This is a genomic window from Burkholderia sp. Bp9143 (assembly GCF_003853645.1).
In the GTDB taxonomy this organism is placed as follows: domain Bacteria; phylum Pseudomonadota; class Gammaproteobacteria; order Burkholderiales; family Burkholderiaceae; genus Burkholderia.
This window is the reverse complement of the sequence record NZ_QTPO01000044.1, coordinates 16952-39788: the sequence shown is the minus strand read 5'-3', so window position 1 is coordinate 39788 and position 22837 is coordinate 16952. Positions and strand designations below refer to the sequence as shown.

Below are 22837 nucleotides of genomic sequence, written 5' to 3'. Positions count from 1 at the left end.
GCGCGATCAGAACGCGACGTAAGGCTGCGCGCCGCCGCTCCCGGTCCGGTCCATCCCGAAGTAGATCGTCTTGCCGTAGAAGTGCGGCATGCCGAGATCGAGCCAGCCGGCCGTGCCGAACGGGCCGGCAATGTCGTTGAACGCGAACGTCGACGAATTCGCGAACAGCGCATCTGCGTTCGCGACGGGCATCGACACGCCGCCCGTCTTGCCGTTCTGGCCGGTCAGCGTCGCCGTATAGGTGGTCGTCGACGACGGGCAGTAGAACTGCGTGCTGGTCGTGCAGGTCTTCTGCGCCGAATCGTTGAAGAAGTACGCGTTCGAGCCCGTATCGAAGAACGCGGTCACGGCGCCGCCGAGGAACGTCGCAGCGACGTCGCCCGTCGTCGTCGATGTCAGCACCGTCGACGCCCCGAGCGCGTTGTTGCTCTGCGTGCCGATCCCGAACGTCAGCTGGCCCGTCGCGCTGCCCTGCCCGCTGCTCGAGATGTTTGGCATCTGCACGATCACGCCGTTGTTGTCGGTCGCGAAGTGATGGACCGGGTTGGCCACCTGCTGCGCAACCGGCACCAGCGCCACCGCGCAGCTCGAATTGCCGTTCGGGCACGCGTAGTAGTTGTTGGACGTCGCCGACGTCGACGTCGCGCAGCTCGTGCCGCAATCGACCGGCGCCGGCCCGATGCCGAGGATGCCGTTCGCGCCGAGGTCGCTTGCCGTGTTGGCCGACGTCCTGGCACCGTTGTTCGAGCACGAGCTCGGCACGTTGGTCGTGCCGAGATCGCCGATGATCTGCACCGGCAGCGAACCCGCCTGCTCGGTACCGATCGACAGGTCGACGGTACGCACCGAGCCCCAGGTGAAGCTCGTCACGAACTTGCCGCACTCGGCGACCGGCGCGCCGCCGCTCGTCGTCTGCGGCAGGTTGTTCAACACGCCCGACGACAGCGCACTGCTGACCAGTCGCAGCCCGTACGACGCCGTATCGACGAGCACGTTGTTGACCACCTGGCAGTTCGTCGTGCCCGGCACGCAGATCTTCACGTTGACGGTCGGGATGTTGATCACGTGCGCGACGCCGGTGCCGACCGTGATCACGGCCGTGTTCGCGGTATTGCCGTCCGATACGTTGGAGCCGCCGCCACTGCCGCCGCTGCCGCCGTTGTTGCCGTCGCCGCCGCCGCAGGCGGTCACGAGCATGGCCGTCGCGGCCGCGACGCTCAGCAGGCCGAGCCAGCGCTTGAAGGTTTGAGGAATTCTCAAGATCGCTCTCCCGCTGTCACTGGATGTCGTTGCCGGTCAGCCCGGCGGGCAGCACCGTCGGCAGCCACGCCTGGCCCGCGAAGGCGCCCATGTGGCCGCCCGTGCGGATCACGAGGCCGCTCGTCTCGACGGACACGGGCGCGCGCCAGCCGCGTGCCGCATGCGCGGCCTGCACGCCGGCGGTGTACTGCGGGAAATAGCTGCCGAGCAGCGACTCGAGGTCCGGCATGCTCGGCCCGCGCCAGGCGAGGCCGAACACGGTGCCGGCCGTGGTCGTGTATTCGTGGATGACGGTGCCCGATGCGAGCGTGATCTCGCGGACGGTGTAGGCGGCCGCGCTCGCCTGCGCGCCGTCGGCGGAACGCATCGCGCGCTGCAGCGCGCGTACCGTGGCGGCATGATCGTCCGCCGGCGGCGACATCGGCGCGCCGCCCAGTTCGGCCTGTGCGTGGACGGCCCACAGCACACCCATTGCAGCCGTCGCGTGCGCGGCGGCCCAGCCCAAGCGTTTCAGCTTCACGTTCCCCCCCAAGGGACTGGCTTTGTTGCCTGGCGTCGCCGCTATCAGGCCCGGCCCGGCAGGTCAACAAATGAAAGTCTTAAGAATGACGCTTCGTTGCTGCTGACACGTAGTATGCCTGCTGAGTGTGTCGGAGTGTCAAATCAACATTGCATGACGCGGCGCAGCATGACATGCGGCACCGCCCGCGCGCGGGGATCAGCGGAAGAAGCATGGTGAAAGCCACGCGCACCGGGCCACTCCGCGATCGGGCGCGGCGCCGGCGCGACGCGGCAGGATCAAAAGCCGAGACTCGCGAGCAGGTCGTCGACCTGCGCCTGGTCCTGCACGACGTCGGACTTGCCTTCCGGTGCGATCTGCGGCCCGTTCAGCAGCGACTCGGGGCTGCCGGTCGCGCTGATCTGCTCAGCCGCGAGCGCGGCCGCGGTCGCCGCGAACTGCTCGCGCCGCTCGGGCGCGATGTTCTCGACGAGCACGGTGAGCAACTGCTGCTCGATCAGGTAGACCATGTCCATGATCTTCTTGATCACCTGCCCGGTCAGGTCCTGGAAGTCCTGCGCGAGCATGATCTCGAGCAGCTGCGCACTGGTCGCCGACGCGGCTTCGGGCAGCGCGCGCAGGAACGTGCGCGTGTCGTCCATCAGCTCGCGCACCTCGGCGTGCTCGATCGGCGCCGCATACCACTGCGCCCAGCGCGCGTCGAGCGCCTCGGCCTCGTTCTGGATGCGCTCCTGCACCGGCTTCGCGACCTCGATCGCGTTCAGCACGCGCTCGGCCGCCTGCTCGGTCATCGTCGCGACGTAGCGCAGCCGGTCGCGCGCATCGGGCACGGCTTCCGCCGCGCGCTCGACATGCTTGTCGAGCCCGAGCTCGCGCATCGAGTCGCGCAGCGTGCGCGTGACGTGGCCGATGCGCGCGAGGATCCGGTCGCTCGCGTAGTCGGCGCCTTCGGCGTGGCCGTCGGCGCTGAACGCCGCGCCGGCGAGCGCCGCATGGATCGGCTCGTTCACGTCAGCTCCCGGCCTTGGCCATCTTGTCGATGATCTTGTTCAGCTTCTCGTCGAGCGTCGCGGCCGTGAACGGCTTCACGACGTAGCCGCTCGCGCCCGCCTGCGCGGCCGCGATGATGTTCTCCTTCTTCGACTCGGCCGTGACCATCAGCACCGGCAGGTGCGTGAGCGTCGCGTCCGCGCGGATTTCCTTCAGCATCGCGAGGCCGTCGAGGTTCGGCATGTTCCAGTCGGAGATCACGAAGTCGAAGCCGCCGCCGCGCAACCGCGCGAGGCCGGCCGCGCCGTCCTCGGCTTCGTCGACGTTCGTGTAGCCCAGTTCCTTGAGCAGGTTGCGGACGATCCGGCGCATCGTCGGGAAATCGTCCACCACCAGGATTTTCATGCTCTTGTCCATCGTCGTTCCTTTGCAGATTCGTTACCGTCGGAGCCCGCAGCTTCGCACGTGCCCCGTGACATTTCATTCAGACGCGTTGCACGCGGTCGCCCATCGTCGCCAGTCGCGCCATCACGCGCCGGCTCATCTCGGCAAGCGGCGCGATCTCGTCCGCGCCGCCGAGCGCGATCGCCTCGCGCGGCATCCCGAACACGATGCAGCTCGCCTCGTCCTGCGCGAACGTGTGGGCGCCCGCGCGCTTCATGTCCAGCAGGCCGGCCGCACCGTCGCGGCCCATCCCCGTGAGGATCACGCCGATCGCGTTCTTGCCCGCGTGCTGAGCCGCCGAGCGGAACAGCACGTCGACCGACGGCCGGTGACGGTTCACCGGCGGCTCGTCGGACAACTGCGCGATGTAGTTCGCGCCGCTGCGCGCGAGCAACAGGTGCGCATGGCCCGGCGCGATGTACGCATGGCCCGGCAGCACCCGCTCGCCGTGCTCGGCTTCCTTCACCGCGATCCGGCACAGGCCGTTCAGCCGCTGCGCGAAGGACTTCGTGAAGCCGGGCGGCATGTGCTGCGCGATCAGCACCGCCGGCGCATCCGGCGGCAGCGGCGTCAGCACCTCGCGGATCGCCTCGGTGCCGCCCGTCGATGCGCCGATGATGATCAGCTTCTCGGTACTGACGAGCGGGTTGTTGACCATCGGCGCGGCCGGCTGGCCGCTCGCGGTGCGCGCGGCGGCCTGCGGCTGCGGCGCCTGGCGCACGCGGGCGCGCGACGCCGCGCGGATCTTGTCCGCGAGCTTTTCCGCGTAGTCGAGCATGCCGTCGCGAATCCCGACGCGCGGCTTCGTGACGAAATCCACCGCGCCGAGTTCGAGCGCGCGCAGCGTGATCTCGGAGCCGCGCTCGGTCAGCGACGACACCATCACGACCGGCATCGGCCGCAGGCGCATCAGCTTCTCGAGGAAATCGAGCCCGTCCATGCGCGGCATTTCGACGTCCAGCGTCAGGACGTCCGGGTTGTGCTGCTTGATGAGCTCGCGCGCGACGAGCGGATCGGGCGCGGTCGCGCACACCGTCATGTCGGGCTGGCTGTTGATGATCTCCGTCATCAGGCTACGGATCAGCGCCGAGTCGTCGACGCACAACACTTTGATCTTCTGCACTGCGGTCATGCCTCCTGCTTTCTCGAAAGGTTGGCCGCATACGGGCTGCCGGCGCTCGGGCTGCCGGCCCTCGCGTTCGTCGCCTGCGCGCCTGCGCCGCCGCGTGCGCCGAACAGCTCGATGCGAGGGCGTGCCGGCGGCGGCGCGGCCGGCCGCTTCGCCGCGAACAGCTCGACGTGCGCGCGCGTCCGGGCGGCGCGCACGCGGTCGGCCTCGCTCGCCAGCGCGGCTTCGCGCTCGGTCACGCCCGGCACCTGCAGCCGCAGTTTCTTCACCATCGCGCGGCCGGTGCGCGGCATGAACGCGACCTTGCGCGGATGCACGCCCTGCAGATCCTCCGCGGTGATGCGGATGCGTTCGAGCGCCAGATAGCGGCGTACGAAATCCGCGTTGCGGTCGCCGATGTTGATGGTCGTCATCCCCGCCAGCACGGCCGCGCCGCCGAACACCTTCGCCTCGATGCGCTCACGGCGCCCGCCGGCCTTGATCAGTTCGTTGATCAGCACTTCCATTGCGTACGCGCCGTAGCGCATCGACTCCGATGCGGCCGCGCCGGCGTCGGCGCCGTCGTCGGGCAGCATGAAGTGATTCATTCCGCCGATGCCCGCGAACGGGTCGTGCAGGCACGCGGCGACGCACGAGCCGAGCACGGTCATCAGCACCATGTCCTCGGACGTCGTGTAGAACTCGTTCGGCAGCAGCTTCACGCCGGGGCGTTCGAAGTGGTTGTCGAAGTAGCGATTGGTGGCGATCGGCAGCGCGCTCATCCGCGTTCTCCGTAAGCGGGTGCGGCGCCCGCGGCACGCGCATGGGGGCGCGGCGGCACCGCCGCGGCCGGCGCCGCGCCGCGCGCGCGCAGGCCCGGCGCGGCATCGCGCGTCAGTTCGTACACCGTCTGCCCGCGCAGCCGGAACGCCTGCGAGACGTAGGTGAAATTCTCCGAATGCCCGGCGAACAGCAGCCCGCCCGGCTTCACGAGCGGCTCGAAGCGCGACAGCACCTGCCCCTGCGTCGGCTTGTCGAAATAGATCATCACGTTGCGGCAGAAGATCGCGTCGAACGGCTTCGCGATCCCGTAGTCGGCATCGGTCAGGTTCAGCTGCTCGAAGCGGATCATCGCGCGCAGCTCCGGGCGCACCTTCACGCGGCCGGCCTGCGCGCCGGTGCCCTTCAGGAAGAAGCGCTTGAGCCGCTCCGGGCTCAGGTGCTTGACCTGGTCGATCGTATAGATGCCGGCCTCGGCCTTCGCGAGCACCTGCGTGTCGAGGTCGGTCGCGAGGATCGACGCGCCGCGCGCGGCCGACTCGCCGAGCGCCTCGATCAGCGTGATCGCGATCGAGTACGGCTCCTCGCCGGTCGACGCCGCCGAGCACCACACCGACACGGGCGCCGCGCGCCCCTTCACGAAGTCGGCCAGGATCGGGAAGTGGTGCGACTCGCGGAAGAACGCGGTCAGGTTCGTCGTCAGCGCGTTGGTGAACGCTTCCCACTCGAGCGGATCGTCCTCCTGCTCGAGCAGGTCGAGGTAGTCGCGGAACGTGTCGAGGCCGCGTGCGCGCAGCCGGCGTGCCAGCCGGCTGTATGCCATGTCACGCTTGTGCTCGGACAGCGAGATGCCCGCGCGTTGATGAATCAGCGCGCGGATGCGTGCGAAATCCGCGCTGGTAAACGCGAAGTCGCGCCCCGGCTCGCCCGCGCGGGGCGAGGCATCCGGTGCATCGGGTCGAAACGGTGCGCGCGCGGACGGCATGGCTTAGAAGGTCTCCCAGTCGTCATCGGACGTGCCGGCGGCCGCCAGCGCCGGCTTCTCGCCGTTCAGCGCGGGGCGCACCAGGGCGGGCTTCTCCGCCGGCTTGTGCGCCGGTGCGGCGGCAGCCTTCGCGAGACGCGGGCCGTAGCCGCCCGCGGCCGGCGCGTCCTTCGATGCGCGTGCAGCAGCATCCGTCGCGCGCTTCGCCTCGTGGCTCGCGGCCGGTGCCGCGGCATGCGGCGCCGGCGCGGGCGCGGCGCGGCGTGCCGGGTGCGCGGCAGCCTGCGGTGCCGGCAGTGCGGCCGGCGCGGCTTCGTGACGGCGCTCCGACGGCAACGCCGGCGCCGGTGCGTGCGCGGCCGGGCCTGCTGCGCCGCGCGCCGGCGCGAGCACGATGCCGCCCGCGACGCGCCACGCAGACACGACCGACTTCATCTGGCGCGTCTGCTCCTCGAGCGACGCGGCCGCCGCCGCGGCCTGCTCGACGAGCGCCGCGTTCTGCTGCGTGACCGCATCCATCTGGCCGACCGCGCGATTGACCTGCTCGATGCCGGTCGACTGCTCGTCCGACGCGGCGCTGATCTCGCCCATGATGTCGGTCACGCGGCGCACGGCCTGCACGATCTCGTCCATCGTCGAACCGGCCCGCGCGACGAGCGCCGACCCGCTGTCGACCTTCTCGGCCGAATCGCCGATCAGCTGCTTGATTTCCTTCGCGGCGCTCGCGCTGCGCTGCGCGAGCGAGCGCACTTCGCCCGCGACCACCGCGAAGCCGCGGCCCTGCTCGCCCGCACGCGCGGCTTCGACCGCCGCGTTCAGCGCGAGGATGTTGGTCTGGAACGCGATGCCTTCGATCGTGCCGATGATGTCGACGACCTTGCCCGAGCTCGCCGCGATGTCCTGCATCGTCGACACGACCTGGCCGACCACGTCACCGCCCTGCGTCGCGATGTCGGACGCGTTCACCGCGAGCTGGCTCGCCTGCCGCGCGTTCTCCGCGTTCTGCCGCACGGTGCCGGTCAGCTGCTCCATGCTCGATGCGGTTTCCTGCAGCGACGCCGCCTGCTCCTCGGTGCGCTGCGACAGGTCGGTGTTGCCGGTCGAGATCTCGCGCGCGCCGACGTCGATCGACTCGGTGCCGCGATGCACGGCCTGCACCATCGTCGTCACGGCGTCCTGCATCCGCTTGATGCCGCCGAACAGGCGCCCGATCTCGTTGGTGCTGAACACGTTCACCGGCTGCGTGAGGTCCCCGCCGGCGATGCGCTCGAAGTGCGCGATCGCGTCCTCCAGCGGCTTCACGATCAGTCCGCGCAGCGCGAAGCGGATCGCGATCACGACGACGAACGCGATCGCGATGCCGGCCGCGATCAGGCCGATCATCACCGAGATCTGCGACTGCGTCGCGGTCTGGCGATCTTCCGCGCGCTTCTGCAGCGACGCGATCACGGCCGATGCCGCCTGGTCGTACGCGACGAACATCGGGCTGATCTTCGTGTCGGCGATCGCGTGATAGGCCGCCATGTCGCCCGCGCGCGCGGCCGCGAATTCCGGCTCGACGCCTTCCTTCACGATCGTCGCGTAGCGCGCGGCGAGCTCGTCGACGAGCGCCTGCTCGACGCCGAGCTTCGGCGTGGACTGGAACGCCTGCCAGTTCTGGTTCGACTTCGCGTACAGCTCCTGCGCGCGGTCGAGCACCTTGGCGGCATCGGCCGTGTTGCCGGCCTCGGTCAGCGAGCGGAAGCGGTCGAGCGACACGCGCGCGCGCAGCAGGTACGCCGACGTGTCGTCGAGCGTGTGGATCGCCGGCAGGTCGACGTGCGCGATCTCGTCGAGCGAGCGGCTCGCCTGATTGAGCGCGTAGAGGCCGAGCCCGCCGACCGCGGCGGCCAGGCACACGAGAATGAGTCCGACCGCCGTGAGCGTCGTGCGGATCGACCAGTTATGCAACATTGCAGATTCTCCCGAAGTTCCTGCGTGCGCGGCGCACTTATGCGCCGAGCGACTCGATCAGCGCCATTTCCCGGCTCGACATCAGCTTCTCGATGTCCATCAGGATCAGCATCCGGCCGTCGACCGTGCCGAGGCCCGTCAGGTACTCGGTCGTCAGCGTCGCGCCGAATTCCGGCGCCGGCATGATCTGGTCCGTCTGCAGCGTCAGCACGTCCGACACGCCGTCGACCACCATCCCGACCACGCGGTTCGACACGTTCAGGATGATCACGACGGTCTGGTGGTCGTACTCGACGCGGCCGAGATGGAACTTGATCCGCATGTCGACGATCGGCACGATGATCCCGCGCAGGTTGATCACGCCCTTGATGAAGTCCGGCGCGTTCGCGATGCGCGTGACGCTGTCGTAGCCGCGGATTTCCTGCACCTTCAGGATGTCGATCCCGTATTCCTCGTCGCCGAGCGTGAAGACGAGGAACTCCTGGCCCGTCGCATCGCCGTGCTCGGCGGCGCGGCGGCTGGTGGCCGCGTTCGCCGCGGCCGGATTGATCATTTGGACTTCAGCAGACACGTTTGCCCCCAATCGGTTGAATGGCGAGAGTCAGAAGATCGCGAGCTCGGCGCCGGCTCGGGCGCCGTGCGTCGCACGGGTTTCGCGGTTCAGCGCCGCGACGTCGACGATCAGCGCGACGCTGCCGTCGCCGAGAATGGTCGCCGCCGAGATGCCGTGCACCTTGCGGTAGTTCGTTTCGAGGTTCTTCACGACCACCTGCTGCTGGCCGACCAGCTCGTCGATCAGCATCGCGAAGCGGCGCCCCTCGGTTTCCATGATCGTGACGATCCCCTGGGTCGGGTCGGTGCGCGCGTCCTCGACCGAGAACACCTCGTGCAGCGCGACGAGCGGCAGGTACTCGCCGCGCACGCGCACCACGCGCTCGCCGTTGCCGACCGTGTAGATGTCGTCGTTCGACGGCTGCAGCGACTCCATCACGAAGTTCAGCGGCAGGATGAAGATCTCGCTTCCGACCTTCACCGACATCCCGTCGAGGATCGCGAGCGTGAGCGGCAGCACGATCCGCGTGGTCGTGCCGCGGCCGGCCTGCGACGTGATCTCGACGTGGCCGCCCATCGACTGGATGTTGCGCTTCACGACGTCCATCCCGACGCCGCGGCCCGACACGTCGGTCACCGTCTCGGCGGTCGAGAAGCCCGGCGCGAAGATCAGCTGCCAGACTTCGTCGTCGCTGATGGTGTCGGACACCTGCATGCCCTGCTTCGCGGCCTTCGCGAGAATGCGTTCGCGGTTCAGGCCCGCGCCGTCGTCGCTGACCTCGATCACGATGTTGCCGCCGTGATGCGCGGCCGACAGCACGAGCTGGCCGACCCCGTCCTTGCCGGCGGCGACGCGCTTGTCGACCGTCTCGATCCCGTGGTCGAGGCTGTTGCGCACGAGGTGCGTGAGCGGGTCGATGATCCGCTCGATCAGGCTCTTGTCGAGCTCGGTCGCCTGGCCGAACGTGACGAGCTCGACCTGCTTGCCGAGCTTGCCGGCCAGGTCGCGCACGAGCCGCGGGAAGCGGCTGAACACGTAGTCCATCGGCATCATGCGGATCGACATCACCGCTTCCTGCAGGTCGCGCGCGTTGCGCTCCAGCTGCGCCATCCCGTTGAACAGGCGGTCGTGCAGCGCCGGATCGAACGCGCTCGCGGTTTCCGCGAGCATCGCCTGCGTGATCACGAGCTCGCCGACCAGGTTGATCAGTTGGTCGACCTTTTCAACGCCGACGCGGATCGAGCTGCCTTCGGCGCCCGATGCGGCGGCGGCCGGGCGCGGACGCTTGTCGTCGTGGTGCGCGGCGGCCTGGGCCGGTTGCGCGGCGGGTTGCGCGGCGGGTTCGGCGTGCGGTTGCGGCGCCGGTTGCGCGGCGGCGCTCGGCTGCGGCGCGGCGGCGGCCGGCGCGGCACCGGCGGCTTGCGCGAATACCTCGACCCGCGCGGCCGGTTCGGGCGCGGCGGTCGGCTCGACGGTGGCAGGTTCGGCGGCGGCCGGCGTAGCGGCAGGCGCAGCCGGCGCGGTACCGCGCGCGATGCGGATCTGGCTGTCGTCGATCACGAAGCAGCACACGGCGACGATGTCGTCGGACGACACGTCCGATTCGAGCCACAGCGTCAGGTCGGCGCCCGCTTCCTCGCGGCCGACGACCCGGCCGAGATTGCCGAGTTCCTCGGTGAGCAGCGCCTGGTCGTTGACGTCGACGCCGACGAGCGTGATCTTCAGGTGCGGACCGTCCATGCCCGCATCGGCCGCCGGATGCGCGGCCGCGACGGCCTGTTCGACCACGTGATCGGGCGCGCGATCGCCGTCGCCAGCGGCTGGCGCCGGTGCCATCTCCACGGCCGGCGCGGCAGGCGCGACGTCCGCGGGCGCACCCGCGCCGCTCTCGGCCTTCAGGCGCTCGAGCTTCGCGCAGATCGTCGCGGCAGCCGCCGCATCCGGTTCCGCGCTCGCGCGATAGTCGACCAGCTGGTCGGACAGCACGTCCTTGGTCTCGAGGAACGCGTCGACCATTTCCTTGGTCAGCGTCAGCTCATGGTTGCGCGCGCGGTCGAGCAGCGACTCGAGGATGTGGGTCGTCTCGGTCAGCGCGGAAAAGCCGAATGTCGCCGCGCCGCCCTTGATCGAATGCGCGGCGCGGAAGATCGCGGCCAGGTCCTCGGGGTCGGGCGAGCCGACGTCGAGGTTCAGCAGCAACTGCTCCATCTGCGCGAGCAACTCGTCCGCTTCGTCGAAAAAGGTCTGGTAGAACTGCGTGATGTCGAGAGTCATGCCCGGTCACCGGTTGGATTCGTCGCGTTCATGTCAGGAGGCGGTCTGCTCGGACAGCGTCGCGACCAGGTCGACCAGCACGGCCGGGTCGATCGGCTTTTCGATCCAGCCGGTCGCGCCCGCGTCGCGCGCGGCGTTCTTGAAGGCATCGCTGCCTTCGGTTGTCAGGACGAGAATCGGCGTGTCCGCGTACGCCGTCAGCTTGCGCAGCGCGGCGATCACCTCGAGCCCGTTCTTGCGCGGCATGTTCTGGTCGGTCAGCACCAGGTCGTACGGCACCGTGGCCGCCATGTCGAAGCCGGCTTCGCCGTCCGGCGCCACCGTCACGTCGTAGCCTGCCTGCGCAAGCGTCGCCTGCAGCAGCGCGCGCATGGTCGCGGAGTCGTCGATGGCGAGAATGGTTCGGATCATGTCTGTCTCGGAATCTTGGAAACGTCAGGGTTTCGGCGCCACGGCGACGGCACTCGCGAGCGCCGGTCGCGCGACCGGCGCCGGGCCGCCGAGCTGCTGGGCCAGCAGCTTCGAGCCCGCCGCGTCGGCCGACAGCGTCGTGGTCGTCGCGTCGTCGCGCATCAGCGCGTCTTCGGATTTGCGGTTCAGCACGATCACGCTGATCCGGCGGTTTTCCGGATCGAGCGGATCGGCCTTGTTCAGGTTCTGCGTCGACGCGAGGCCGAGCACGCGCAGCACCTTCGCCTCGTCCATGCCGCCCGCGATCAGCTCGCGGCGCGACGCGTTCGCCCGGTCGGCCGACAGCTCCCAGTTGCTGTAGCCGCCCTCGCCGCCCGCGTACGGCACCGCGTCGGTGTGGCCCTGGACGATGATCCGGTTCGGCACGTCGTTCAGCGTCTTGCCGATCTCGCGCAGGATGTCGCGCATGTACGGCTCGACGTGATCGCTCGACATCGCGAACATCGGCCGCTTCTGCGTATCGACGATCTCGATGCGCAGCCCCATCAGCGTCGAATCGATGCGGATCTGCTGCTTGAACTGGCGCAGCGTCGGATTCGCCTCGATCGCGGCCATCAGCTTGATCTGCAGGTCGTGCAGGCGCGTCTGCTCGAGCCGGTCCTGCGCGCCCTGCGCCTGCGACCGCGTATGCTCGTCGCCCGCCTTCGCGACGCGATCGGCGAGCGACGTCGTGCCGTCGGTGCGGCGCAGCGTGCCGGCGTCGACGCTCGACAGGTCGCGGCCGCCGCCGTTGATGATGCTCGAATCCTGCGAGTTGCGATCGCCGCTGCCGAACAGCGCGGCCTTCAGCGGCGTGTTGAAGTACTCGGCGATCCCCTTCAGCTGCACCGGCGTGACCGAGCTCAGCAGCCACATCAGCAGGAAGAACGCCATCATCGCGGTCATGAAGTCCGCGTAGGCGAGCTTCCATGCACCGCCGTGGTGGCCCTTCTTCTGCGGGGCCACCCGTTTCACCACGATCGCGCGATCCTTGTTCTTGCTCATCGAACGCTCCGCGTCACTTCGCCTTCACGCGGCGCACATGCTCTTCGAGCTCGGTGAACGACGGACGCTCGGTCGAGAACAGCACCTTGCGGCCGAACTCGACCGCGATCGCCGGCGCATAGCCGTTCAGGCTCGCGAGGATCGTCACCTTGATGCACTGGAACATCTTGGTCGACTCGGCGACGCGCTGCTCCGCGAGGCTCGCGAGCGGCCCGATCAGCCCGTACGACAGCAGGATCCCGAGGAACGTGCCGACCAGCGCCTGCGCGATCATCGCGCCGAGCACCGCGGGCGGCTTGTCGGCCGACGCCATCGTGTGCACGACGCCCATCACGGCCGCGACGATCCCGAACGCCGGCATCGCGTCGCCGACGCGCATCAGCGCGTGCGCGGGGCCTTCGCCTTCCGCGTGGTGCGTCTCGATCTCCTCGTCCATCAGGCTCTCGATCTCGAACGCGTTCATGTTGCCGCCCACCATCAGGCGCAGGTAGTCGGTCAGGAATTCGACGATGTGGCGATCGGCGAGGATCTTCGGGTATTGCGTGAAGATCGGGCTCTTGTCCGGATCGTCGATGTCGGCCTCGAGCGTCAGCGTGCCTTCCTTGCGCGCCTTCGCGAGCAGCACGTACAGGAGCGCCATCAGCTCCATATAGACGTCCTTGGTGTACTTCGAGCCCTTGAAGAGCGTCGGCAGCACACGCAGCGTCGCCTTGATGGTCTTCATGCCGTTGCCGAGGATGAACGCGCCGACACCCGCGCCAGCGATCATCAGGATCTCGAGCGGCTGGACCAATGCGCCCAGATGCCCGCCTGCCAGCGCGTAACCGCCGAAGACGGACAACAGCGTCACGAGTGTTCCCACGATAATCAGCACTGCCTGTCCCTCACGAATGACCGGCGGGGAGACCGCCGTTAATCAGGTTTACGGCAGTCGGCAGGAAAACTTTCGCGATCGCGCCGCGGCGGTGCGGCGGTGTTTACCAGCAGGCTCCGGCCAGTTCGCGCGGCAGCCGTCCGGCTCCCGCTCGCCCCCGCCCGGCGGCGTTCAGGCCGCGGCGGCCGCCAGCTCGGCGCGCGCGGCGGCCGCCTTGCGGGTCTTGCCCGCGCGCGACGGCGGCTGGCACAGGCCGCACACGAAACCTTGATGCGGATCATGCGCATGCGCGACGAAATGGCCGCCGCAGCGCGTGCACGGGGTCATCTGCAGCATCCCCGAGTCGAAGAAGCGCACCAGCGTCCACGCGCGCGTGAGACTCAGCGCGGCCTCGTCGCCGGACAGGTTCACGTGCTCCAGATAGAGCCGGTACGCCTTCACGATCGACTGGATCGGCTCGCAACGGCCATGGTCCTGCATGAACCGGTAGATGTTGTAGAACAGCGACGAGTGGATGTTCGGCTGCCACGTCATGAACCAGTCGGTCGAGAACGGCAGCATCCCCTTCGGCGGCGACGCGCCCTTCAGTTCCTTGTACAGCTTGATCAGGCGGTCGCGCGACAGGCTCGTCTCCGCCTCCAGCAGTTGCAGCCGGGCGCCCAGTTCGATCAGTTCGATGGCGAGGGTGATTTCCTTCACCTCGATCACGACGCTTTTGCTTGCCATGGTGAATAACCGTCCGCTTGACGTGGTTCGGATGAGTGGCCAATACGCCGCCAGCCGGCGCGGCGCGCCGGGACGAACGCAAGGCGGGGAAGGATCAGCGGACGCTTTCGGCCGGCTGGCCGGCCATCAGGATGGCCGAGTGTGCGTGCGTGACGACGTCGCTGCGACCCTTGTCGGCGAGCGACGACAGCAACGCGTGATCGTCGAAGCGGAAACGGCACAACATCTGGTTCGACGCGGCGAGCTTCACGGTCTGGGCGAGCGTGAGGTTCGCGAGCACATCGGCCAGTTCCTGGGAAACTCCCATGCGGAACATGCCCATCGCCTTGTCTTCCCGCAGCAGGCGCTGCGCGAGGAGGAGGTACGACAGGTTCACCTCTTTGATCTCACTGAGCATTTCGCTGGTGGCGCTCATGATTCCCCCGTTAAAGAGCTTTGCTTTGGCCTTTCATTATGAAAACGTTTGCTCGATCAGGCGCACTCAGCGCGCACCGTCGGCACGTTTATAGTCTTACAGGGCGAATTTTGGCCAAACGGCATTTATGCCGGTATCAGCGAAGTGGCGTATGCCATGCAGGATTTGTCTGTAAACCGTGTAGGAATTTTTCCGACAAAGCGGATTGAAAGGGAGCAAACAGCGGGGCGAATGTGGCGCGAATTCGTCGACGATGCGGTCCCGCATGGGACGAATCCGGCTGAAAGCCATCCGGCAAGGCTGCCGGAAAGTGAATCGGTAAAAATTATAGTGGTTTTTCACGATAGCGCAACAATAGTTGTGGCTATCTCGTTTTATGTTTCCGCACCCTTTTTGTCGGGGTTTTCGCGTATTTCATGGTGTAACAAGCCTTAAGTGTTTGAAAAAACACTCGAACCCCTGAAGGCGATATCGATAATGGACTCCACTGGGCAGCGGCGGGAGCCGCGCCGGCCCGCCCCGCAGCTTGCCGCCCGGGGTCCCGCGCACTGCGCCACGGACCCGGCCACGTACCGCAGACAGCGTGCGTCGGCGAGTTCCGCAACCCTGCATCGGACCAGCATGCGCACTCGAGCGCCGCCCGCTGGTCGACACCGGAGAACGCCCCATGCGTATTGCCCAGATCGCGCCCCTTTACGAAGCCGTCCCGCCGAAACTCTATGGCGGCACCGAGCGTGTCGTGTCCTACCTCACCGAGGCGCTCGTCGAGCTCGGCCACGACGTGACGCTGTTCGCGAGCGGCGACTCCGTCACGTCCGCCCGTCTTGAGGCGGCATGGCCGCGCGCACTACGGCTCGACCCGTCGATCCGGGACTCGATGGCGCCCCATATGCGTCTGATCGAGCAGGTCGCCCGTGTCGCGCATGAATTCGACGTGCTGCACTTCCACCTCGACTACCTGCCGTTTCCGCTGATGTCGCGCCTCGACACGCCTTACGTGACGACGCTGCACGGCCGCCTCGACCTGCCGGAGCTGCAGCCGGTGTTCGACGCCTTCCCGGACGCGCCGGTCGTGTCGATCTCGAACAACCAGCGCAAGCCGCTGCCGCAGGCCGCCTGGGCCGGCACCGTGTATCACGGGCTGCCCGACACACTGCTCACGCCGCAGCCGGACGTGAAGCCCGAATACCTCGCGTTCCTCGGTCGGATCTGTCCCGAAAAGCGGGTCGACACCGCGATCCGGATCGCCGCGCAAAGCGGGCTGCCGCTGAAGATCGCCGCGAAGGTCGACAAGGCCGACGCCGACTACTTCAAGGAAGTGATCGAGCCGCTGCTCGGCGAGGCGCATGTCGAGTTCATCGGCGAGATCAACGAGGCGCAGAAGCCGGCGTTCCTGTCCGGCGCGAAGGCGCTGCTGTTCCCGATCGACTGGCCGGAGCCGTTCGGCCTGGTGATGATCGAGGCGATGGCCTGCGGCACGCCGGTCGTCGCGTTCAACCGCGGCTCGGTGCCGGAAGTGATCGAGGACGGCGTGACCGGCTTCATCGTCGAGGACGTGCAGGGCGCGGTCGGTGCGCTGCACCGGATCGACAGTCTGTCGCGCGACGCGATCCGCGCGCGCTTCGATACGCGTTTCAGCTCGAAAGCGATGGCGCGGCGTTATGTCGAAACTTACGAATCGCTTTGCACGACGGCAAAGCAGCCGACCTTGCGTCGCGTCGCGGGCGCCTGACGTCGAAATTCGTCAGGAAATATCCCGTAAAATTCGCGCCGAAATCGGCGTGGAAAACCAAAGAGCCGCAGTCGATGCGGCTCTTTCTTTTTGCGCGCTCATTCGATCAGGAAACGATCGCGGTTTTTCCCGACGATCCAATTCGGCGGCTTGCCGCGCCCGCTCCAGGTTGCACCCGACTTCGGGTCGCGGTATTTCGGGGGCAGCGGCGCCTTTTTCGGCGGACGGCCGCGCCGCGCTCGCTCCGCGAAGCCCAGATCCTGGGCCGTCAGGCCATATTCGGCAATCATTCGCTGGACGTCGGCGATCACCGCCGCCACTTCCTGGCGACGCACGTCATCCGCTTGGGCCTGCAGATCGGCGATCTGCGCCTTGAGTTTCGCGTATTGAGACATTTTTCGACTCCCTTTTTCCATGATGCAGCTCCGGCGAGTCCGGCCGGAACGCCAACACCCGCTACGCCATCCGCACTGCCGCCCTGCTCTTCGAAATTAATGCTGCCATCTTTAACCGATTCGGCTATATCGAGAATGCGGACTTATTCTAATAAAAGCCATTCGCCAGCCATTCAAATTTAACAATCGTTGACCCTCCCGAAGCCGTTTCGTTTCCTATAATCCAGACCAATTCGGGACGACGGAATAAAGCAGGCGGTCGTCCGATTGTCTTCAACCCACTTGAACGAGGTCCTTACATGAATCTTTCTCAGCGTCTGGCTGCAGAGGCATTCGGCACGTTCTGGCTGGTGCTTGGCGGGTGCGGAAGTGCCGTGCTGGCCGCCGCCTTTCCGGGCCTCGGCATCGGCTTTGCCGGCGTCGCACTCGCATTCGGCCTGACCGTGCTGACGATGGCATTCGCGATCGGCCATATTTCGGGTTGCCATTTGAATCCGGCTGTGAGCGTGGGCCTGACGGTCGCCGGCCGCTTCCCGGCACGCGATCTCGCGCCGTACATCGTCGCGCAGGTGGTCGGTGCGACGCTCGGCGCGTTCGTGCTGTACCTGATCGCGACCGGCAAGCCGGGCTTCGACGTCGTCGGCAGCGGCTTTGCGACGAACGGCTTCGGCGAACGCTCGCCCGGCCACTACTCGCTTGGCGCTGCGTTCATCTGCGAAGTCGTGATGACGGGCTTCTTTCTGTTCGTGATTCTCGGCGCCACCGACAAGCGCGCGCCGGCCGGCTTCGCGCCGATCGCGATCGGCCTGTGCCTGACGTTGATCCACCTGATCTCGATCCCGGTCACCAACACGTCGGTGAACCCGGCCCGCTCGACCGGCCCCGCGCTGTTCGTGGGCGGCGAGGCGATCGGGCAGCTGTGGCTGTTCTGGGTCGCGCCGATCATCGGTGCGGCCATCGCGGGGATCATCTACCCGCTGATCGCGGGGCGCGACGATGTCGTCGGCCTGCTGCCCGCATCCGCTCGCACTATTGAATAAAAACGCTACGGGGTCACGCGAGCAGAACAGCGAGCCTCACGCTGTCGAACAACATCGAGGCAGGTAATTTGAACGGGCGCCGCTGGCGCCCGTTTTTCATTTCCGCTCAGTTTCCGCTCAGGAAGCGGCGACGCCGTCGAGGGTGTCCTCGAGCGCGAACAGCGTGCGCAGGTGGCGGGCGACGCCAGCGTCGAAGTTGTTGCCGATCCGCGGGATGTACGGCAGGTGCGCGATCAGGTCGGGGTTTGCGTTGTTCATCATGAACGCGTGACCGGCCGTTTCGAGCAGGTCGATGTCGTTCATGTTGTCGCCGAACGCGATGCAGTGGCCGGCATCGACGCCGAGCCTCGCGAGCACCGCACGCAGCGCGCGGCCCTTCGACACGTTGGCGGCCATCACTTCGAGACAGTCGGGCAGCGAGTACGTGACGTACAGCGCATCGCCGAACTGCACGCGCATCTGCTCCGCGACCACCGCCAGATCGGCCGGCTCGCCGATGTACAGCACCTTCGCGATATCGGCGCCGTCGTGCGCGGCCACGTCGATCACGTCGTACCGGAAGCCCGAATCCTGGTGGAATTCGAGCAGGTGCGGCGCATCGCGGTCGATCAGCCAGCCGCGGTCGGTGAACAGGTTGACGATCACGCGCCCGTGCGCACCGGTCACGCCCGGCTGCACGAGGCCGCGGACGATCGCGGGATCGATGTCCTGCGCATGGATCGCCGTGTCGTCCGGCGCATGCACGCGTGCGCCGTTCGACGTGATCAGGTATGGCCGGATGCCCAGCACGTCGCGGATGCCCGCGACGTCCGCGTAGTGGCGCCCCGTCGCGATCACGAACTGCAAGCCGTCGCGGTCGAGCCGGCGGACGGTCTCGATCGTGTACGGATCGAGCTGGTGGTCGCTGTTCAGCAGGGTGCCGTCGAGATCGGTGGCGATGACTTTGTACATGGGGACGGGTGAATGGCAGCACAGGGCGCTGCGGAACCGCCATTTTAACTTCGTGCTCGGCAGCGCGCCGGGGGGGTTGGGGAATGGGGGCGGGTTTCAGGCCGTTCGGCCCCGGCGCGTTGCGGGTTCGATCGGGTCAGCCTGTTCAGGCTGCTCGGGCTGCTCAGACTGCACGGTCTGGTTTGCTCGCTCACCCCTGTCCGCCCCGCTTTACCCGCTTTACCCGCTTTACCCGCTCGGCCCGCTCACCGCATGCCGCCCATTGGAACCTCTCACCCCGCGTCAGCTGCCCTCAACGCCTGCAGCGCGAGCCGCAACGCGCCGTGCGCGGAATCATCGAGCGGCGCGCGCAGCCGCGCCGCATGGCGTGCCGGCACGGCCGGTGCCAGCGCGTCGGCCAGCCCGCCGCACAGCGCGACCGGCAGCGCCCGCTGCGGATCGAGCGCGTCGATCATCTTGCCGATCTCGTCGCCGGCCTGCGCGATCAGCGCCGCCGCATAAGGATGGTCGCGGTACGCGAACACGATCGGCGCGAGACGCGCGTAGATCGTCTGGTTCGCATCACACGACCACTGGACGAGCGCGTCGCGATCGTGCACACCCGTTTCCGCGAGCAGCGCGTCGGCGAACGCGTCGCGCGGCGCGCGGCCGTCGAGCGCCTGCTGTGCGTACGCAAGCGCGCGCATGCCGAGCCACGCGCCGCTCGCCTCATCACCGGACGGAAAGCCGAAGCCGCCCGCTATACGGCAGTCGCCCGCCGCGTCGAGCGCCGCCGCGATGCTGCCCGTCCCGAGCGCGACGATGAGCCCCGGCGCGCCGCCGTGCGCACCGACGACGGTCGTATAGGCGTCGCTCTCGATCGCGAGCGCGTCAAGCGGCGCCTGCGCGCGGAACGCGGCAAGCCACGCGCCATTGTTGACGCCCGCGAGCCCGCAGCCGAGCGCGCACTGCGACCAGTCGAACGCGAGCCCCGCCCGCGTGAATGCGTCGGCACAGGCCGCGCCGATCGATGCCCATGCGCGCTCGATACCGAGGCCGAGCCCCGACGGGCCGCCGCGCCCCTGCGCGAGCTCGCGCCCGTGCCGGTCGGCCAGTACCGCACGGGTGCCGGTGCCGCCGCCGTCGATGCCGATCGCAAAAAGGAATGCCGTCATGCGTTGATCCTGCTGATTCGAACAGGCGCCAAGCTTAACCGGATCGGCGCCGCGCGCCCATCTGCCGTTCGGCCAGCTATGCCGTGAATGGGCCTTCCGTTATGCTGGCACGATCGAATCGACACTGGAACGGGGCTGACGATGTCGCAGCGGTGCAACTGGGTAAAGACGGAAGCGGATGCTCACTATCACGATACCGAGTGGGGCGTGCCGTCGCATGACGATCGCCATCTGTTCGAAATGCTGATTCTGGAAGGCGCGCAGGCGGGGCTGTCGTGGTCGACGATCCTGAACAAGCGCGCCGGCTATCGCGAAGCGTTCGCCGACTTCGATGTCGACGCGGTCGCGCGCTTCACGCCGAAGCGCATCGAGAAACTGCTGGAGAACCCCGGCATCGTGCGCAATCGCGCGAAGGTGGAATCCGCGGTCACCAATGCACGGGCCGTGCAGCGCATTCGCGACGAACACGGGTCGCTCGCGCAATTCCTGTGGTCGTTCGTCGACCACACGCCGGTCCAGAACGCATGGCAGTCGTATCGCGACGCGCCCGCGTCAACCGCCCAGTCGGATGCGCTCAGCAAGGCGCTGAAGGAATACGGCTGCAAGTTCGTCGGCTCGACGATCTGCTATGCGCTGATGCAGGCAACCGGGATGGTCAACGACCACGAGGTCGGCTGCCCGTGCCATGCGCAATGCGCAACGCTCGGCGGCAAGCAGCCCGCGCGGCAACGCAAGGCCGGCTGACGGCGCCGAATCCGCCCGGCCCGTCCGGCCGGCTTTCCGCACCGATGCGTCGGCGCGTCGGTGCGTCGGCGAGTACCGCGCACGGCGAGTTCGTGCCGCGCAGATCGATTTCCGGGTGAAAAGGCCCAGCAGCCTTACCCGCTGGCCGCCGGCGGAACCACGATGCCATCGCCTGACGCTCGATCGACCACCTTCCCCGCCGCGATTCGCAACGTTTTCCAGCCCCGAAAAGCGAAACGGCGGAGCGGCTTCTTTCGAAGCACGCTCCGCCGTTTCGCGGCAAACCGTAGACGCTCTTAGTGGAGCTTCTTCGGCAGCATCTGGCTGCGCAGGCGCTTGTGCAGGCGCTTGACGGCTGCTGCCTTCTTGCGCTTGCGGACTGCGGTCGGCTTTTCGTACGACTGGCGTTCGCGCAGTTCAGCGATCAGGCCATTTTTTTCGATAGCACGGCGAAAGCGGCGAATCGCCACTTCGAACGGCTCGTTTTCCTTCAGAAGAATCGTCGTCATGTCGTTCCTAAATTGCTTAAACGGTCAAAAACGTAGCGGCCAAGCGCCACGCACCGGCCATCCGGGCGTCCCCACAACAGGCGAAACGAGCGGAAATACGGCCTCGGAGGCCGGAAAAGAGAGGCGGAAAGCACCGCGAGTACGCTTCACAGCCGCGTGCAGCGCCGCGTTTGACTGCCAGCAGACATGCCGAAAACGGCACGGACGTGACAGAAATCTCAATTCAGCCCGCCATGATAGCAGGGAATCACAGACAAAACCACCCTTTTGTCGGTTGCGTGTGCACAGGCGAACGACTGCGTGGCCGGGCCGCGCTCCGGCCCCGCCGATCGCGCGTCGCGCCCGGCCCGTTCGAAATGACAAAGATGGATAAAAAATCGGGCCGAATCTCAACGCACCCCTCAAGTTTTGTTTTGGTGCGCCGAAATCCTGCTCTGAGGCGGCCAGCAATGAACGAGTGCTTCCGCCGACGCCAAAACGGCTTTCCAGGGCTTTCGGCTCAAACAGGAGAATTTCCATGCTCGGAATCAATAGCAACATCAACTCGCTGGTTGCTCAACAGAACCTCAACGGCTCGCAGAGCGCACTGTCGCAAGCAATCACCCGCCTGTCGTCGGGCAAGCGCATCAACAGCGCAGCGGACGACGCAGCAGGTCTCGCGATTTCGACCCGGATGCAAACGCAGGTCAACGGCCTGAACCAGGGTGTGTCGAACGCGAACGACGGCGTGTCGATGATCCAGACCGCATCGAGCGCACTGTCGTCGCTGACCAACAGCCTGCAGCGTATTCGCCAGCTGGCCGTGCAAGCATCGAGCGGCTCGCTGTCGTCGAGCGACCAGGCAGCACTGCAACAGGAAGTTTCGCAGCAAATCTCCGAAGTGAACCGTATCGCGTCGCAAACGACGTACAACGGCAAGAACATTCTCGACGGTTCGGCAGGCGTGGTGAACTTCCAGGTCGGCGCGAACGTCGGCCAGTCGATGAGCCTGAACCTGACGCAAAGCCTGTCGGCAGCGTCGCTCGGCGGCGGCCTCGCACAAGCGGGCAACGTCCTGGGTTCGTTCACGGGCCTGAGCCTGACGTCCGCAGGCGCGGCAACGGCAGCAGGCGCGACGCCGGCGATCACGCAGATCAACGTGCTGGCAGACGGCAAGGGTGGCTTCACGTACACCGACCAGAACAACCAGGCGCTGTCGTCGACGGCCACTACGGCACTGTTCGTCACGGCGGCTGGCACGGGCGGCGCAATGACGCTGTCGGCAAAGGCCGGCAGCGCACTCGATCCGGCGACGCAGCTCTCGGGCATTTCGACCGCTAACGCAGCGACGCCGCCGACCGCGGCAGGCGTCGTGCTCGGCACGATCCAGGGTATCAACGTCAGCGGCTCGACGGGCCTCGACGTGGCGGTTGGCACGGCTGGCGCGATCACGTCGGTCACCATCAAGTCGGACGGCAGCGGCGGCTTCACGTTCGCCGACCAGAACGGCAAGACGCTCAGCTCCGGCGCAGCCACCGGCCTGTTCAACGTCACGGCGGGTACCGCACCGGCAGGCTCGACCATCGCGTTCGCGACGGCTCCGACGAGCCAGTTCGCGACGATCGACACCAACAACCAGCTGAGCACGGTTGCGAACGTCAACGTCAGCACGAGCCTCGGTGCAAACCAGGCGATGGAAACGATCGACAACGCGCTCGCCACGGTGAACAACATCCAGGCACAGCTGGGTGCGGTGCAGAACCGTTTCACGGCAATCGCCACGACGCAGCAAGCTCAGTCGACCAACCTGTCGCAAGCGCAATCGCAAATCCAGGACGCCAACTTCGCGCAAGAAACGGCTAACCTGTCGAAGGCGCAAGTGCTGCAGCAAGCCGGCATCTCGGTGCTCGCGCAAGCGAACTCGCTGCCGCAGCAAGTGCTGAAGCTGCTGGGCTAAGCATCGCCCGACGACGCTCCGCGCACGGCACGCTTCACG

The 22837-nt window shown here is 67.2% G+C and carries 25 protein-coding genes; 5 read left to right on the top strand and 20 right to left on the bottom strand.

Annotated elements, in window-relative coordinates:
- Positions 1 to 6 precede the first annotated feature (6 nt).
- The 15 genes from DIE23_RS28425 to flhD form a co-directional block, all read right to left on the bottom strand.
- Positions 7 to 1260 carry a DUF3443 domain-containing protein gene (locus tag DIE23_RS28425; protein ID WP_124615149.1) on the bottom strand — a complete coding sequence of 418 codons (1254 nt, stop codon included), beginning with the start codon at positions 1258 to 1260 and terminating at the stop codon, positions 7 to 9.
- Positions 1261 to 1276: 16 nt separating this feature from the next.
- On the bottom strand, positions 1277 to 1780 hold the full coding sequence (locus DIE23_RS28420; protein WP_124615148.1) for a DUF2844 domain-containing protein: 504 nt from the start codon (positions 1778 to 1780) through the stop codon (positions 1277 to 1279).
- Positions 1781 to 2058: 278 nt separating this feature from the next.
- Positions 2059 to 2790 (bottom strand): protein phosphatase CheZ, encoded by a 732-nt coding sequence (gene cheZ, locus DIE23_RS28415; RefSeq protein ID WP_124615147.1) that lies wholly within the window; start codon positions 2788 to 2790, stop codon positions 2059 to 2061.
- Between the two features lies 1 nt (position 2791).
- Positions 2792 to 3187: a chemotaxis response regulator CheY gene (gene cheY, locus DIE23_RS28410; RefSeq protein WP_006754880.1), complete on the bottom strand. Its 396-nt coding sequence runs from the start codon at positions 3185 to 3187 to the stop codon at positions 2792 to 2794.
- 67 nt (positions 3188 to 3254) lie between these two features.
- Complete coding sequence (locus tag DIE23_RS28405) at positions 3255 to 4346, bottom strand: chemotaxis response regulator protein-glutamate methylesterase (protein ID WP_124615146.1); 1092 nt, start codon at positions 4344 to 4346, stop codon at positions 3255 to 3257.
- Positions 4343 to 5104, bottom strand: coding sequence for a chemoreceptor glutamine deamidase CheD (cheD, locus tag DIE23_RS28400; RefSeq protein ID WP_124615145.1), 762 nt, complete (start codon positions 5102 to 5104; stop codon positions 4343 to 4345). The genes DIE23_RS28405 and cheD overlap by 4 nt, the downstream gene beginning before the upstream one ends.
- On the bottom strand, positions 5101 to 6087 hold the full coding sequence (locus DIE23_RS28395) for a CheR family methyltransferase (RefSeq protein WP_124615144.1): 987 nt from the start codon (positions 6085 to 6087) through the stop codon (positions 5101 to 5103). Before DIE23_RS28395 ends, cheD begins: the two co-directional genes overlap by 4 nt.
- 3 nt (positions 6088 to 6090) lie before the next feature.
- Positions 6091 to 8040 carry a methyl-accepting chemotaxis protein gene (locus DIE23_RS28390; protein ID WP_124615143.1) on the bottom strand — a complete coding sequence of 650 codons (1950 nt, stop codon included), beginning with the start codon at positions 8038 to 8040 and terminating at the stop codon, positions 6091 to 6093.
- A 37-nt stretch (positions 8041 to 8077) separates the two neighbouring features.
- Complete coding sequence (gene cheW, locus DIE23_RS28385) at positions 8078 to 8593, bottom strand: chemotaxis protein CheW (RefSeq protein WP_124615142.1); 516 nt, start codon at positions 8591 to 8593, stop codon at positions 8078 to 8080.
- A 48-nt stretch (positions 8594 to 8641) separates the two neighbouring features.
- Positions 8642 to 10867 (bottom strand): chemotaxis protein CheA, encoded by a 2226-nt coding sequence (cheA, locus tag DIE23_RS28380; RefSeq protein WP_124615141.1) that lies wholly within the window; start codon positions 10865 to 10867, stop codon positions 8642 to 8644.
- A gap of 33 nt (positions 10868 to 10900) precedes the next feature.
- Positions 10901 to 11278, bottom strand: a complete 378-nt coding sequence (locus DIE23_RS28375) for a response regulator (protein WP_124615140.1) — start codon at positions 11276 to 11278, stop codon at positions 10901 to 10903.
- Between the two features lie 24 nt (positions 11279 to 11302).
- Positions 11303 to 12322: a flagellar motor protein MotB gene (motB, locus tag DIE23_RS28370; protein WP_124615139.1), complete on the bottom strand. Its 1020-nt coding sequence runs from the start codon at positions 12320 to 12322 to the stop codon at positions 11303 to 11305.
- A 13-nt stretch (positions 12323 to 12335) separates the two neighbouring features.
- Positions 12336 to 13196 carry a flagellar motor stator protein MotA gene (motA, locus tag DIE23_RS28365; RefSeq protein ID WP_124486860.1) on the bottom strand — a complete coding sequence of 287 codons (861 nt, stop codon included), beginning with the start codon at positions 13194 to 13196 and terminating at the stop codon, positions 12336 to 12338.
- Positions 13197 to 13367: 171 nt separating this feature from the next.
- Positions 13368 to 13922 (bottom strand): flagellar transcriptional regulator FlhC, encoded by a 555-nt coding sequence (flhC, locus tag DIE23_RS28360; RefSeq protein WP_124500307.1) that lies wholly within the window; start codon positions 13920 to 13922, stop codon positions 13368 to 13370.
- 94 nt (positions 13923 to 14016) lie between these two features.
- On the bottom strand, positions 14017 to 14337 hold the full coding sequence (flhD, locus tag DIE23_RS28355) for a flagellar transcriptional regulator FlhD (protein ID WP_260433658.1): 321 nt from the start codon (positions 14335 to 14337) through the stop codon (positions 14017 to 14019).
- A 48-nt stretch (positions 14338 to 14385) separates the two neighbouring features.
- Between flhD and DIE23_RS28350 the strand changes: the two genes are divergently transcribed.
- Together DIE23_RS28350 and DIE23_RS28340 are read left to right on the top strand one after the other, a co-directional pair.
- Positions 14386 to 14772: a hypothetical protein gene (locus DIE23_RS28350; RefSeq protein ID WP_124615137.1), complete on the top strand. Its 387-nt coding sequence runs from the start codon at positions 14386 to 14388 to the stop codon at positions 14770 to 14772.
- Between the two features lie 232 nt (positions 14773 to 15004).
- The gene (locus tag DIE23_RS28340) at positions 15005 to 16069 is read left to right on the top strand and encodes a glycosyltransferase family 4 protein (RefSeq protein WP_124615136.1); all 1065 of its coding nucleotides are present in this window, start codon (positions 15005 to 15007) and stop codon (positions 16067 to 16069) included.
- 98 nt (positions 16070 to 16167) lie between these two features.
- Here DIE23_RS28340 and DIE23_RS28335 read toward each other — a convergent pair whose 3' ends face one another.
- A complete protein-coding gene (locus tag DIE23_RS28335) occupies positions 16168 to 16464 on the bottom strand; it encodes an H-NS histone family protein (protein WP_006489320.1) in 297 nt (98 codons plus the stop codon).
- 299 nt (positions 16465 to 16763) lie between these two features.
- Here DIE23_RS28335 and aqpZ point away from each other — a divergent pair, with 299 nt between their 5' ends.
- Positions 16764 to 17504 carry an aquaporin Z gene (gene aqpZ, locus DIE23_RS28330; RefSeq protein WP_124615135.1) on the top strand — a complete coding sequence of 247 codons (741 nt, stop codon included), beginning with the start codon at positions 16764 to 16766 and terminating at the stop codon, positions 17502 to 17504.
- 117 nt (positions 17505 to 17621) lie between these two features.
- Here aqpZ and DIE23_RS28325 read toward each other — a convergent pair whose 3' ends face one another.
- A complete protein-coding gene (locus tag DIE23_RS28325; protein ID WP_124615134.1) occupies positions 17622 to 18455 on the bottom strand; it encodes a Cof-type HAD-IIB family hydrolase in 834 nt (277 codons plus the stop codon).
- Between the two features lie 272 nt (positions 18456 to 18727).
- Entirely contained in the window at positions 18728 to 19609 is an 882-nt protein-coding gene (locus DIE23_RS28320; RefSeq protein ID WP_124615133.1) for a BadF/BadG/BcrA/BcrD ATPase family protein, read from the bottom strand.
- A 141-nt stretch (positions 19610 to 19750) separates the two neighbouring features.
- Between DIE23_RS28320 and DIE23_RS28315 the strand changes: the two genes are divergently transcribed.
- Positions 19751 to 20353 carry a DNA-3-methyladenine glycosylase I gene (locus DIE23_RS28315; protein WP_124615132.1) on the top strand — a complete coding sequence of 201 codons (603 nt, stop codon included), beginning with the start codon at positions 19751 to 19753 and terminating at the stop codon, positions 20351 to 20353.
- A 296-nt stretch (positions 20354 to 20649) separates the two neighbouring features.
- Here the strand turns inward: DIE23_RS28315 and rpsU are convergent, their stop codons facing one another.
- Positions 20650 to 20862, bottom strand: coding sequence for a 30S ribosomal protein S21 (gene rpsU, locus DIE23_RS28310; RefSeq protein WP_006401410.1), 213 nt, complete (start codon positions 20860 to 20862; stop codon positions 20650 to 20652).
- A gap of 24 nt (positions 20863 to 20886) precedes the next feature.
- The gene (locus DIE23_RS28305; RefSeq protein ID WP_124615131.1) at positions 20887 to 21381 is read right to left on the bottom strand and encodes a hypothetical protein; all 495 of its coding nucleotides are present in this window, start codon (positions 21379 to 21381) and stop codon (positions 20887 to 20889) included.
- Here DIE23_RS28305 and DIE23_RS28300 point away from each other — a divergent pair.
- Positions 21380 to 22798 carry a flagellin gene (locus DIE23_RS28300; protein ID WP_124615130.1) on the top strand — a complete coding sequence of 473 codons (1419 nt, stop codon included), beginning with the start codon at positions 21380 to 21382 and terminating at the stop codon, positions 22796 to 22798. The two genes, DIE23_RS28305 and DIE23_RS28300, sit on opposite strands and share 2 nt — an antisense overlap.
- The last annotated feature ends 39 nt before the right edge of the window (positions 22799 to 22837 follow it).